Here is a 13,593-nt window from a genome sequence, read left to right as displayed (position 1 = left end):
ACACATCTCACAAAGTTGCCGTCGATGGAGCGGTGTTCCTGCAGCGAGACGGGATGGTCACGCTGTGCGCCGGCATCGGAGTGCCCGATCGGAGGGCCACATGTGGTCATCTTCGGGGCGGTCGAATTGGCGGAGTCCGCCGTCAGATCCGGTGGCCACGAAGGCGGGTCCGCGGCCGCGGGGGATCGGAGCCGGCGCGTTCTCGCGACGGGGCCGAATCCGGGGGCGGTGTCTGATTTGTCAGATAAGTCTTCATGATCGACAATCCCGATCATTCGGGCCGGGGGCCCGCGGTCAGACATCGCGATCACGGACTCGTACTGACATCGAAGGAGATGTGAGCACGTGACACAGGGTTCGGGGTCGGGCGCGCCGGAGCGCGCGCACGAGATCATCGAGGACCGGGCACGCCGCGCGCCCGAGCGGACCGCCGTCGTCGCCGGCGCGCACCGGTCGAGCTACGCCGAGCTGGAGCGCCGGGCCGGCGCGCTCGCCCGCGCGCTGGCGAATCGGGGGATCGGCCGCGGCGACCTGGTCGGGATCTGCCTGGAGCGGGACGAATGGCTCGTCCCGGCGCTGCTGGCGGTCTGGAAGGCGGGCGCGGCCTACGTGCCGCTCGACGCGGCCTACCCCGCCGAGCGGCTGCGGTTGATCGGCGCGGACGCCGGGTTCCCGGTCGTGCTGACCAGCGCCGCGCTCGCCGCGACGGCCGCCGCGACCGGCGCCGAGCCGATGATCGTCCAGGACGTGCCGGAGGGCGCCGAACCGCCGCGGGTGCCCGGCGGCGGCGGCGACCCGGCGTACGTGATCTACACGTCCGGCTCGACCGGGCGGCCCAAGGGCGTCGTCGTGGAGCACCGCAACACGGTGAACCTGCTCACCTGGGCCGACGGCTTCTACTCGCGGGAGGAGACGGCCGGCCACCTGGCCGCCGCCTCGATCTGCTTCGACGCCTCGATCCTGGAGATCGCGGTGCCGCTGGCCGCCGGGGGCACGGTGATCCTGGCCGAGAACCTGCTGGCGCTGCCCGAGCTGCCCGCGCGCGAGGAGGTCACGGCCGTCCACGGCGTCCCGTCGGTGCTGGCCGCCGTGCTCACCCGGCCGCTCCCGCCCGGGGTGCGCGTGGTGGGCACCGGCGGGGAGGCGCTCACCGCGTCGCTGGCCGCCCGGATCTGGGCCAACCCCGGCGTGCGCCGCGTCGTGAACACCTACGGGCCCACCGAGTGCACCACGCTGTGCACCGCCTACGAGCTGCGCCGGGATGAGACCGGCGCGCCGCCGATCGGGTTCCCGGTGACCGGCGCGGTGACGTCGGTGCGGGACGGGCGCGGCGACCCGGTCCCGGACGGGACGCCCGGCGAGCTGTGGGTGTCGGGGCCGTGCGTGGCGCGCGGGTACCTGAACCGCCCCGCCCTGACCGCCCGGTCGTTCACCGCGGGCGGGTACCGCACCGGCGACCGGGTCCGCTCCGTGGACGGCGTCCTGCACTTCCTCGGCCGCGCCGACGACCAGGTGAAGATCCGCGGGTACCGGGTGGAGCCGGGGGAGGTGCGGCACGCGCTGACCGGGCATCCGGCCGTCCGCGACGCCGTCGTGCTGGCCCGCGCCGACCGCCTCGTCGCGTACGTCGAGGCCGACCCCGCCATCGGCGCCGACATCGGCGCCGACATCGAGGACGAGCTGAGGGCGCACCTGGCGCGGCTGCTGCCGGAGTACATGGTGCCCTCCGGGATCGGCGTGCTCGACCGGCTGCCGACCGGCCCCACCGGCGAGGTCGACCGCGACGCGCTGCCCGAGCTGGGCGCGGCCCGCCCGTCCGACCCGTCCGGCGAGGCGTTCCGCGCGGACGCCGAGCGGGAGGCGGCCGAGGTCATCGCGGACGTGCTCGGCCTGCCGGAGGTCGGGCCGCACGCGGTGTTCGCCGACCTCGGCGGGCACTCCCTGCAGGCCGCCCGCGTGGTGAGCGAGATGTCCCGGCGGCGCGGGTACCTCGTCCCGCTGGCGGCGTTCCTCGCCGCGCCCACGGCGGCGGGCCTGGCGGCGGTGGGCCCGTCCGGCGCCGCGCCGCCGGTCCGGCACGCGGGCCGCACGACCGTCCCGCTCACCGACGCGCAGCGCGAGTTCTGGACGCTGCGCCAGCTCCACCCGGACCGCCCGGTCACCACGCTCCTGCTCCGCTTCTGGGTACGCGGCCTCCCCGACGCCGCGCCGCTGCGCGACGCGCTCGACGCGGTCGTGCGCAGGCACGAGGTGCTGCGCAGCACGGTCGTCACCGGCGAGGACGGGATCCCGGTGGCCGTCGTCCACCCGCCGGTCCCCGTCCCCCTCACCGAGAGCCCGGTCGAGGCGGACGCGGCGCGCGCGGCGCACGTGTTCGACCTCGGCTCCGAGGTGCCGCTGATCCGCGCCGACCTGGCCTGGCGGGGCGACACCGCCGCCGAGCTGACCGTCGCCGTGGACCACATCGCCTTCGACGGCGCCTCGGTCGGGATCCTGATGGACGAGCTCGCCGCCGAGCTGGCCGGCCGCGCGGTCCCCGAACCGGCCGTGCAGGTCGGGGACGTGGCCGCCGCGCAGGCCGCCGAGACGGCGCCCGGCGCGCACCGCGCGTTCTGGCGGGCGGAGCTGGACGGCGTGCCGGAACCGGCGCCGTTCGGCATCGACCCGTCGGCCGCGCGCGCCGGCCGGCCGCTGCCGTGGGAGGTGGAGCCGGCCGTCGCCGCGCTGGCCCGCGACTGCGGCGCGACGCCGTTCGCGGTGTACCTGGCCGCGCTGGTCCTGCTGTCGGGCGAGGCCGACCCGGTGATCGGGGCGGCGGCGGCGCGCCGGGCCAGGCCCCAGCTGGCGGGGCTGATCGGCCCGCTGGTGGACGCGCTGCCCGTGCGGGCGCGGCCGGGCGGCGCGGCCGACTTCCGCGCGCTGGTGCGGCGGGCCGCTGCCGCGACCGCGCGGGCCCTCGCGCACCAGGAGACGCCGTCCGCCGAGCTGCCGCGCGTCCCGGTGATGCTGGCCGTCCAGCACGGCGAGGTGCCGATGGAGGCGACCGGCGGCGGCGTCCGGATCGAGCTCCTGTCCGACCCGGGGGCGGGCGCGGCGGCGCAGGAGCTGAGCTGGCTCGTCAACCGGACCGTGGACGGCCCCGAGATCCAGCTCGAATACTCCACCGCCCGCTACGACCGGGACTGGGCCGAGGCGGAGCTGGACCGGTTCCTGCGGGTGCTGCGCGCGGCGCTGGCCGACCCGGGCCGTCCGCTCGCGGAGTACGAGCTGGTCAGCCTGGAGGAGCGGGAGGCCCTGCTCGCCTGGGCCGCCGGTCCCGGGCTGCCGGAGTTCCCCGCGACCGTCCCGGAGGCGCTGCCGCGCACCGGGGGCACGGCGGTGGTCGGCCCGGACGGCGCGTCCCACGACTACGCGGACCTGCACGCCGAGGCCGCCCGCGTCGCCGCCGCGCTGCGGGCGCGCGGCGCCGGACGCGGCGCGCTGGTCGGCGCCGTGCTGCCCCGCGACCACCGGCTCCCGGCCGCGCTGCTCGGGGTGTGGCGGGCGGGCGCGGCGTACGTGCTGCTCGACCCCGACCATCCGCCGGAGCGCTCCCACCTGCTCGCCGAGGACGCGGGGGCGCGGCTGATGCTCGTCCGGGGGGCGGCGGCCTTCCCCGGCATGGAGACGCTCGACCTGGACGCTCTCCCGCCCGTCGAGGGCGACCCGCCCGAGCCGGAGCCGCCGCACGCGGACGACCTCGCCTACGTGTTGTTCACCTCGGGCTCCACCGGGCGGCCGAAGGGCGTGGAGATCACCCACGGGAACCTGGCCGCGTTCGTCGCGGGCTCGATCGCGCTGATGGGGCTCGGGCCCGAGGAGGTCATGCCGGCCGCCGCGCCCGTCACCTTCGACATCTTCGCCGAGGAGCTGTGGCTGCCGCTGAGCGCCGGCGGGACCTGCGTCCTGCTCGACCGCGCCGACGCCGTGGACGGCTACGCGCTCGCCGCGCGGCTCCGCGACTGCGGCGCGACGCTGGTGGACCTCGTCCCGACCACGCTGCGGATGCTGCTGGAGGCCGGCTGGGAGGGCGACCCCCGCCTCCAGGTGATCAGCGGCGGGGAGGCGCTCGACCCGGCGCTGGCCGCGCGGCTCGCGCCCCTCGTCGGGCGGCTGTGGAACGGCTACGGCCCGTCCGAGGCGACGGTCGGCTCCACGATGCACCCGGTCGCCCCCGGCGCGATCGCGCCCACCGCCACGACGGTGCCGATCGGCACGCCGATGGCGGGCGAGCGCGCCTACGTGACCGACCCCTGGCTGCGGCTGCTGCCCCCCGGCGCGCTCGGCGAGCTGGTGCTCGGCGGCGCCGGGGTCGCGCGCGGCTACCGCGGCCGCCCCGACCTGACCGGCGCGGCGTTCTCCGCCGACCCCCACCACCCCGGCGGTCGCCGCTACCGCACCGGCGACCTCGCGCGCTGGCGGCCGGACGGGACGCTGGAGTTCCACGGCCGCCGCGACCACCAGGTGAAGGTGCGCGGCCACCGGATCGAGCTGGGCGAGATCGAGGCCGTCCTGCACGAGGTGGCCGACGGCGTCGTGACCGCCGCCGGGTCGGGTCCGGAGGCGCACCTCGTCGGGCACGTCGCCCCCGCCGACGTCGACCTCGACGTCGTCCAGAAGCACCTGCGCGCCCGGCTGCCCGAGCACATGGTGCCGCGCCGCTGGTCGGCGCTGGACGCGCTGCCGAGGCTGCCGAGCGGCAAGGCCGACCGGTCCGCGCTGCCCGTGCCGGAGGCGCGGTCGGCGGCCGACCGGCCCGCGCCCGGGACCGACGCCGAGCACCTGGTGGCCGACATCTGGTCGGCGGTGCTGGAGCTGCCCACCGTGTGGGCCGACGACGACTTCCTCGCGCTCGGCGGGCACTCCTTCGCCGCCACCCGCGTGACCGGCCGCATCCGGGAGACCCTCGGCCTCGCGGTCCCGGTCCGGCTGCTGTTCGACCGGCCGGTGCTCGCCGACTTCGCGGCGGCGTTGGAGGAGCTCCTGCTGGCCGAGCTGGCCGCCACCGATCCGAAGACCACCCCGGGGGACGCGCCATGACGCCGCCCGCGCTGCACTACGCCGACGTCGCCTGGCCCGTGGAGGAGACCTACCGCGCCATCGCCGACGGGCTGCGCGCCCCCCGGTCGACGACATGCCCACGGTGGACGAGGAGACGATCACCGTGGCGGCGGACCTGCTCCACACGTCGCCGGCCGAACGCGCCGAGCCCAGCGGCACCGTCGCCGCGGCCGCCCACCCGCTCCACCGGGACGCCCTCCCGCCGGGGCCGGTGACCGCCGTCCTGCCGGGCGGCAACGTCTGAGGCGTTCAGGTGACCTGGCAGCGGGCGACGACCTGCGCGTCCGCGCCGACGCACACCGACGACCCCGCCCGCTGCAGGATCCCGCGGGCCTCGGCACCGGCGAGGAAGGTCAGGAACGCCGCCGCCGGGCTGCCGTTCGGCGGCAGACCGGCGGTGTAGAAGACCTCCGGGGCGACGAACGGATAGGTCCCCATCGCCGGAGGGCCCCCGGCCCTGCGGCCGTCCAGGCTGAGGACCCGCACGTTCGGGTAGCGGCGCGCGTCCCCCGCCACGTGCAGCTCCGCGTAGCCGATCGTGCCGGGGACCGTGTTGACCGTCTCCAGCACCTGCCCCTGGCTGCTGCGCTCGCACCGGATGGTGCGGTAGCTCGCGCGGATCTCGTCCTTGCGCCGGCAGTCGCCCGACGACAGGTCCGGCTCGGGCTCGTCGAGCAGCCGCTCCTCGAAGATCCCCCGCGTCCCCGAGCCCTCCGTCCTGCTGACCAGCCGGATCGGGACGTTCGCGCCGCCCGGGACCTGCCTCCAGTTGGTGGGCCCCGAGTCCCGCGCGTAGATCGACCTCAGCTCCTGGACGCTCAGCCCCGTCACGTTCGTGTCCTTGTTGACGATGACCGCGAACCCCACCAGCGCCACCGGGAACCCCCGGAACCCCCGCAGCCGGACCTCGTCGGAATCGGCCCGGAGATGCCCGTCGTGCATCGCGACCGTCGCCCCGGCGTTGTCCCGGGTGAGCACGCGGACCCCCTCGTTGGAGCCGACCGCCTCCACGCTGACGCGCGCGTCGGGGCACAGGTCCTCATAGCCGCGCCGCAGGACGGCCGCCGTCCGCTCGAACGCGGTGGAGCCGACCAGCCGCAGCTTCCCGCGGAAGCACATCGGCGCCTCGGCGGACGACCCGCGCCCGAGGACCGCGCCCGTCCCGGCTCCGGCGGCGAACACCACCGCCGCGGCGGCCACCGCCGTCCACCGCCCGCGGACGCCCCACGGCTCCCGCGCGCCGGGTGTCTCCGCGTCGGGCTCCGGGGGAGCGGCCTCGGAAGGCTGCTCCGTATACGCGATGAGCCGTTTCCGGAGCTTGTCGGCCTCGGCCTGGGCGGCGGCGAGCCCGGACCTCAGCTCGGCCGCCTCAGCGCGGGCCATGGCCAGGTCGTCCGGCGGGGGGACGTGCCGGACGCGCTCGTACGCCTCGACCCAGCGCGTCACCTCCGTCCGGGGGAGCCCGCAGGCCGTCGCGAAGTACCCGACCCGGGCGAGGTCCCGGTCGCTGGGCGTCCGCCAGCGGTCCTTCTGGAGCATCGCGCTGATCGTGGCGTCCGGCAGCGTCCCCCACGAGCGCTTCTCGATCTCCGACTGCCGGGGCGAGCCCGCCCAGGCGCGCAGCTCCCGCAGCAGCGCGTAGAAGTCCCGGATGTCCTTGGCCGCCGCCGGGTCGGGCAGCCTGCGCCCGGTCCCGAACGCCGGCTCGACCCACGGTTTGAACGTCACCGGCAGCCGCGCCATGAGCCGCCGCCAGGGCACCTCCCGCTGGTGCGCCTCGACGAGCCGCGCCGGCTTGGCGTGCCCGTTCTGCTCGAACGCCGCGCGCAGGGCGTCGCCCCGCTCGTCCCACATCGCGTGCTCGACCGCCGCCCACCGGCGCCGCGCCTGCCCCACCTCGCCGCTGTCGACGCCCGCCGCCGCCAGGCACGCGCTGACGACCTCCCACGACAGGAACTCGCCGTCGAGCAGCGCCCGCGCCGTCACCTCCAGCAGGCCGGTGTGCCGCGCCAGCGCCGCCGCGCCGCTCTCTCCCAGCCGGCCGACCAGATAACGGTGAAAATCCGCTTTCTGGTCGAGATAGGAGTCCAACGCCTGCTCCATCCACTTATGCCCGCCTCGACACCGCAACGAGGCGAACCCTTACGATGCAGGCCGAACGGGCGCAAGATCCCGGAGTTCCCCAGAAGTTCGCGTACTGGTGGCCGACTGGTCGGCGCGCGGCCCCGTCTTGGACGCTTCCAGAACGGTCCACGAATTCCTGGAAGACACCAGGAACCGCCGAATCGAACCAGGATGTCCCCTGTCCACCGCTACGCCCGGGTAACCGGCAACGCTGGCAACCATGAGACGAGGACGCAGCCCACGCTCCGTTTGCTACGCCGACCTCGCGCTCGGCCGGTTCCGGGACTGGCCGTTGACGGCCTGCCGCGCCGACTGTCCGCCCGGCCGCGCGCTCGCCGTCCACGGTAGGCAGATCGTCCACCTGCACCAGGGGAACATGGCCGAGGTGCTCCTCACCGAGTCGGTCGCCCGCCGCATGACCGATGCTCTCACCGCGACCGATCGTGTCATCATCCCCCCGGACTCAGGCTGGGTCCAGGTGCACCTGGACACCGACAACGACCTCTTCCTGCTCCAGTCGCTCGTCAGCCTGGCCATCCAGGCCAACGAGTCCGCTCGGGGCCCGTACCGGCACGGCGTCCGGGACTGCCCGCACGTGCGCCCCGCCGTGCGCGGGCGGCGGATCCTCGCCCGCGACGGCGTCCCGCCCGCCCGCCGGGGCGAACCGGCCCCCCTCGACCTCCCCTGGACCCTGGACGCGCAACCGCATCCCTAGCCGGCGGGACCGGGCCGGTCCAATGGTCCACTAGAGGCGCTTTAGAACGGCCCAGGATGCTTACTGCGTGGCCGTACCGCCGAAAGCCCTCAAACTGGCGTCCGCCCTGCTCGGCTACGCGAGCAGAATGGCGGTCCTCGCTCACGGCCACTGCGCCGAGCACCAGATATGGACCGGCCCGGACCTGCCGAGAGCCCATCCGGAAGGCTGGCACCCCCTGACCTCCGACGAACACCGCCTCTGGAGGGCCCTCACTTCCGCCCGCGGGCACGACCGTCGCACCTCCGCGGACGTCCGGGGCGGCACGCGCAAGGACCGGGGCCTGCGATGAGGCGTTCGAGCAGCCCGCACGCGCCCCCGGCCGCGGCGCCGGCCGTCAGCGCCTGAACGACCGACCTGGTCCCCCACCAGGTGAGCCCACCGGCGACCACGCCGACGACGGCGGACGCCGCCAGGATGACCGCCGCGCGCGGCCCGATCATCCTGTCCGGGGGAGGTGACGGGCGCATGGGGACCTTCCTTGCCGAGGCCCGCGCCGGAGCGACGCGGGGCCTCCATGAGGCCACCCCCACGAGGCGTTGCGCCAGACCGCAACAGGAGGCGCCGCCGGGTTGCGCGCAGGTGGCAACACCGGAGTCCGGGCATACCCTGCGCGGGCGGGGCCGGGAGCCGATGATGAAGGGCATGACCGACATCGCCTACAGCACCTCGGCTGCGCCCCGGACACCGACCGGGTTCAAGCCACTGGATCCCGGGTTAAGCCCCGAGGTGCTGGCCTGGACGAACGAGCTGCGCAGGATCTGGGTCGCCACGGGGATGTCGCTGAGTCGGTTCGCCGGGCGCTACCCCATCGACAAGGGCACTCTTTCGCGTTATCTCAACGGCAAGCGCGTCCCCCGCGAACAGTGGTTCCTGAACACTCTGCTGACCCTCCTGGCCGAGCGGGGCAAGGAGGTCTCGAAGGACGTCCGCGATCACCTGATCGGGCTGCAACCGGCGGCGCTGGAGTCCGCCCAGCCCGGCGAGTACAGGCGGCGTCTGGCCAGTGACGAACTGGAGATCGCCGTCATCCGGCGGGACGAGGCCGAACGCTACGCGCGCTGCATCGAGGAGGAACTCGCCGAGCGCGTCCGTCAGGTCGGCGAGTTGAAGGAGCAGCACGAGCGGCTGCGTGCCGCATGGGACGCCGACCGGATGGCCGCGCGTGCCGAGAAGGACCACCTCGACCAGGAGATCGCCGCTCTCGCGTCCCGGCTGGCTCGGGCACGCGAGCGGGCCGCCGATGCCGAATCGCGATGCCACCATCTCGAACGGCTCCTCGACCAGCTCGAAGGCCCCGCGCTTCCCGCCACGCACGACTTCCTCAGAGGCATCGACCTGACGGACCCCAACGCCGTCACCGACCTTATGGACGCGATGCTGAAGGCCGCCATGCGCGAGCAGGTCGAGGTGCTCGCCGACCGTGTGGCCGCCGAGGCGTTCGTGCGCGACACGGCAGATGTGGCCTGCCTGCTGGAGGCGATGCTGAAGGCGGGTACGCGAAGCCAGGCCGTGCTGCTCGCGGGGCGTGCGGCGGTCGACCACCCCCGTCTACTACCCATCCGACGTGATCCGGCTGCTGGACGCGATGCTCGGTGTGGGCGGGCAGGAGCAGGCGCGAACGCTCGCGGGGCGGTCCGCCGCCGTCACCCCTCTCCGGAGCATCCACGATGTGATTCGCCTGTTGGACGCCGTGCGCAGGGCGGCGGCGACGGAGGAGCACACGTTGGCGCTCATCGGGCGCGCCGCGGTGGAGGTTCCGGTCCTCTTCACCTCCGCTCGTTCGACCACGAACGTGATCCGGCTGCTTGAAGTGATGGAGAAGGCGGGCGCGGATCGGCCGGCGGAAGAACTCTCCAGGCGCATCGTCGCCCATGCCTCGTTCGATGACGCCACGAGCGTGATCCGCCTCCTGGAGGCGATGCGGAAGGCGGGCGCCGTGGAGCAGGCGATGGCCCTCGCCGAACAGGCGGCCGTGCACCTTCCTGTCAGCGGGGCCGTGACCATGGCCCGACTCCTGGAAGAGATGTACAGGGTGGGCGCGATGGAGCAGGCGACGGTGCTCGCCGCACGCGTGGTCGTCAACACGCCCGTCCGCGACCCCGGCGCCATGGTGGAACTCCTGGAGGCACTGCGGATCGGAGGCATGGACAGACCCACGGTGCTGCTCTCCGGACGCATCACCGGACACACCGCCATCGTGGACGCCGCCACCACGGTGCGCCTGTTGAGCTTGATGCTTGATGCCGGAGTGGAGGGGGCGGCCTCGCGGTTCGCCGCGCGCGCGGCCGCCCACGGTCCGGTTCACGACACCACGAGTGTGGCCCGGCTCCTGGTCCTGATGCGGCGGTCGGGAATGGCGCGGCAGTCCAAGACGCTGGCGGGGCGCGTGGTGGCGGCCACCTCCCTCCAGCGCGCCACCGACGTGATCTGCCTTCTGGACGCTATGCGCGACGAGGGGATGCGGAAGCACGCTGAGGCGCTCGTCGAACGCGTCGCCGAGGGTATGCCCGTCACGGAGGTCACCGATGTGGCCCGTCTTCTGGAGGCGATGTCGCATGCCGGGATGACCGAGCAGGCGAGCGTTCTCGCGGAGCGTGCCGCCGCCTATGCCCCGGCCCGCGATGCCGGTGACGTGGCCGTCGTCCTCAACGCGTTGAAGGGGATCGCGGCGCATGAGGAGGCGGAGAGGTACGCCGGACGGGTGATCGCTGAAGTCTCCGGCTCCGGCCCGGCGACCGTGGCGCCCTTCTGGTACGTGATGCGCAGCGCCGGAATGCCGACGCGGGCACTGGAACTCGCCCAGCGCAGCGATGAGGCCGAGAGGGCCGACGGGCACTGACCGGGGGCCTCCTGGCCGTGTCGCGCTGGACGTTCGCGCGGGGCGGCGCCTCCAGGTACAGCCTCCTGTACTGCGGATCGGCGCGTTGGCTGGATCGTTCGCGCGGCCCCTGACTTCTAGCGTCGAGGCACGGTCATCGAAGGAGGAGGAAGACCATGACTCCGAAAACGTTCTTCGCCGGCGGCGCGGTCGCCCTGGGGCTGCTGCTGGGGTCCGCCACGTCCGCCATCGCGGACACCGGGGCGGCGCCGGAGGACACCCAGTACGTGGCGACCTTCAATGTGAGCGGCGAGAGCTACAAGGTCCGCCTGGTCGACCAGGACGACATCGACCAGGCCGAGGCGCTGCTCAACGGCGGCTCCGGGCCCAGCATTCCGAACGGAAAGATCAACTGGGGCGTGGTGGACGTCAACTCGCCCTACCAGTGGTCCATCGACCCGAACAACTTCGGTTTCGCCGACGCGACCACGGAGGTCTGTGACGGTCGGCCGTCCTATGTGGACGGGCCGAACTGGGGCGCCGGGTACTTCTGCCCCTGGGACGCGGTGATCACCTCGCTGGACCCGATCTCGCACTAGAGCGAGGGGACGCCCCGGGACGGTCGCTGTCCGTCCCGGGGTCACCGGGTGACCTTGGTCAGGAACGCCTCCAGGTTGGCGCGGACGCGGGCGACCTTCTCGTCCACGGTGAGGGTCTCGTCGAGGTCGCCCCCCGCGACCGAATGCTTGCGGCCCCGCACGTACAACGAGCAGTCGAGGTCGCCGCACAGGTAGTGGCCGACCGAGTCGCCCTGGCGGCCCGCCTCGCCGGTGCGGCGCGCCGTCATCAGCGCGACGCCGCCGCTGGTGCGCGTGGTCAGGCACAACGAGCACATGCTGCGCGCGGTGAACCCGCGCTTGGCGCCGGACGAGCCGCGCAGCGCGACGCCGACGAGGCGGCCGCCGCGCTCGGCGACCAGGTAGGCGCGCTCGGGCGCGGCGGGGTCCCGCCACCCGAGGAAGTCCAGGTCGTCCCAGGGCAGGTCGGTGAAGTCCCTGGGCAGGTGCAGCCGTCCGGCCTCGCCCTTGGAGCAGTTCACGAACGACGTGCGGACGTCGTGCTCGGTGAGCGGTCTCATGTGCGGCGAGGCTAGTCTTCCTAATATGGTTAGGCAAATTCCTTAACCTCTTAGGAAGGGTGGGCTCATGGCACGCGCGGGGTTGACGGCCGAGCGGCTGACCAGGGCGGCGGCGGAGCTCGCCGACGAGGCCGGTGTCGAGGCCGTGACCGTCGCCGCGCTGGCGCGCCGGTTCGGGGTCCGGGAGGCGAGCCTGTACTCGCACCTCAGGAACGCGCGCGACCTGCGGACCCGCGTCGCGGTGCTGAGCCTCGCCGAACTCGCCGACCGGGTCGCGGACGCGGTGGCCGGACGCGCGGGCAGGGACGCGCTCGTGGCCTTCGCGAGCGCCTACCGCGACTACGCCAAGCGGCATCCCGGCAGGTACGCCGCCATGCAGGTGTGGATGGACCGCGAGACGGCGGAGCGGAGCGCGGCGGGCCGGCACTCGGAGATGACCCGGGCGATCCTGCGCGGCTACGGCCTGCCGGAGCCCGCCGAGACCGACGCGGTACGGATGCTGCACAGCACGTTCCACGGCTACGTGAGCCTGGAGACCGCCGGCGGGTTCAGGCACAGCCCGCGCGACGTGGACGCGTCCTGGGCCAGGACGCTCGACGCCCTCGACGGCGCTCTGCGGAACTGGCCCTCGGAGTGATGCCGACGGTGCGAATTCAGCGCGAAATAGAAAGGGACCGTTCCCAAAGGACCGCATCCGGTCACGGGAATGGCGGCTCCGTCTCGCCGTGCTGGGTGATACAAGGCGCGCCGGTCCACAAGTGGACACTACGCGTGCTGATCGCTGAAACCGCCTATTGCGCGCCCCTACCTTGATCACTGAGCATTCGGGGCGGTGCCGCCCGGAAACGCCGGGGATCACCGACGAGGAGGATCTTCATGCGTCGCCTGATGATCAGGGCCTTGCTCATGGTCGCCGCCCTTGCGCTGCTGGGCTCCGTCACGCCCGCCGGCGCGTCCGCCGCCACCACGGACCGCTTCAGATTGGTGACCGCGGCGAATTCGCCTTTCGGCAAGGGAATCAACGGCTGTTGCACCCTCCTGTCCGAGGCCAACGGCAAATACGCGTCGGCCGAGCTCGGCTACGGTGGCCGCGACTACGGGATGCTGCGCGCGCGGGCGGGCGTCGCCGACGCGTGGGAGAGGTTCGCCCTCAGCGGGACCGACACGACCTGGACGGTCAAGTCGGAGGGCAACGGCAAATACGTGTCGGCCGAGCTCGGCTATAGCGGCAATGCCTACGGGATGCTGCGCGCGCGGGCGGACGTCGCCGACGCTTGGGAGAAGTTCGACCTGTACTACAACGAGGCACAGAACCTGTACGCGCTGAAGTCACAGGCCAACGGCAAGTTCGTGTCGGCCGAGCTCGGCTACCGCGGCCGCGAGTACGCGATGCTCCGCGCGCGGGCGAGCGAGATCGGCGCATGGGAGAAGTTCCGGCTGGGCGCCTTCTGAGCCCCTTCGTCCGGCGATGACGGAGGCGTTTCCGGGGCGCCTGATTCCTGGCTGTCCCGGAAACGTCATGCGGCCAGGACCGTAATTCCCAGCACGACGAGCAGAACGACCTTCGCGGCCTCCAACCCGATGTAGTAAAGGTGGCCGCGCGACCGGGGAGATCGGTCTCGCCCGCGAGGACACGGTCCGACCGCCTGGTGAGCC

At 73.8% G+C, this 13,593-nt stretch carries 10 protein-coding genes; 8 read left to right on the top strand and 2 right to left on the bottom strand.

Annotated features, from left to right (window positions below):
* Positions 1-345: 345 nt before the first annotated feature.
* Together GNZ18_RS43725 and GNZ18_RS21210 are read left to right on the top strand one after the other, a co-directional pair.
* Entirely contained in the window at positions 346-5,079 is a 4,734-nt protein-coding gene (locus tag GNZ18_RS43725) for a non-ribosomal peptide synthetase (protein ID WP_156218275.1), read from the top strand.
* Positions 5,080-5,173: 94 nt separating this feature from the next.
* Positions 5,174-5,344 carry a hypothetical protein gene (locus tag GNZ18_RS21210; RefSeq protein ID WP_156218274.1) on the top strand — a complete coding sequence of 57 codons (171 nt, stop codon included), beginning with the start codon at positions 5,174-5,176 and terminating at the stop codon, positions 5,342-5,344.
* Between the two features lie 5 nt (positions 5,345-5,349).
* On the opposite strand, the gene GNZ18_RS21205 is transcribed toward GNZ18_RS21210, so the two are convergent.
* Positions 5,350-7,203 (bottom strand): substrate-binding domain-containing protein, encoded by a 1,854-nt coding sequence (locus tag GNZ18_RS21205; protein ID WP_156218273.1) that lies wholly within the window; start codon positions 7,201-7,203, stop codon positions 5,350-5,352.
* Between the two features lie 241 nt (positions 7,204-7,444).
* Here GNZ18_RS21205 and GNZ18_RS21200 point away from each other — a divergent pair, with 241 nt between their 5' ends.
* The 4 genes from GNZ18_RS21200 to GNZ18_RS21185 all read left to right on the top strand — a co-directional run bounded on the left by GNZ18_RS21200 (position 7,445) and on the right by GNZ18_RS21185 (position 11,398).
* Complete coding sequence (locus GNZ18_RS21200) at positions 7,445-7,939, top strand: luciferase domain-containing protein (RefSeq protein ID WP_156218272.1); 495 nt, start codon at positions 7,445-7,447, stop codon at positions 7,937-7,939.
* 684 nt (positions 7,940-8,623) lie between these two features.
* A complete protein-coding gene (locus tag GNZ18_RS21195; RefSeq protein WP_156218271.1) occupies positions 8,624-9,790 on the top strand; it encodes a hypothetical protein in 1,167 nt (388 codons plus the stop codon).
* Positions 9,705-10,820: a hypothetical protein gene (locus tag GNZ18_RS21190; protein WP_156218270.1), complete on the top strand. Its 1,116-nt coding sequence runs from the start codon at positions 9,705-9,707 to the stop codon at positions 10,818-10,820. The genes GNZ18_RS21195 and GNZ18_RS21190 overlap by 86 nt, the downstream gene beginning before the upstream one ends.
* Before the next feature lie 155 nt (positions 10,821-10,975).
* The gene (locus GNZ18_RS21185; protein WP_156218269.1) at positions 10,976-11,398 is read left to right on the top strand and encodes a BP74-related protein; all 423 of its coding nucleotides are present in this window, start codon (positions 10,976-10,978) and stop codon (positions 11,396-11,398) included.
* 41 nt (positions 11,399-11,439) lie between these two features.
* Here the strand turns inward: GNZ18_RS21185 and GNZ18_RS21180 are convergent, their stop codons facing one another.
* Entirely contained in the window at positions 11,440-11,937 is a 498-nt protein-coding gene (locus tag GNZ18_RS21180; RefSeq protein WP_156218268.1) for an FBP domain-containing protein, read from the bottom strand.
* 67 nt (positions 11,938-12,004) lie between these two features.
* On the opposite strand from GNZ18_RS21180, the gene GNZ18_RS21175 reads away from it, so the two are divergent.
* On the top strand, positions 12,005-12,574 hold the full coding sequence (locus GNZ18_RS21175; protein ID WP_156218267.1) for a TetR/AcrR family transcriptional regulator: 570 nt from the start codon (positions 12,005-12,007) through the stop codon (positions 12,572-12,574).
* Positions 12,575-12,813: 239 nt separating this feature from the next.
* Positions 12,814-13,389 (top strand): fascin domain-containing protein, encoded by a 576-nt coding sequence (locus GNZ18_RS21170; protein ID WP_156218266.1) that lies wholly within the window; start codon positions 12,814-12,816, stop codon positions 13,387-13,389.
* Positions 13,390-13,593: the final 204 nt, after the last annotated feature.

It is taken from the genome of Actinomadura litoris, from assembly GCF_009733595.1.
Lineage (GTDB): Bacteria > Actinomycetota > Actinomycetes > Streptosporangiales > Streptosporangiaceae > Spirillospora > Spirillospora litoris.
The sequence above is the reverse complement of the archived record's forward strand: the minus strand, read 5'-3'. Positions and strand labels throughout refer to the sequence as shown.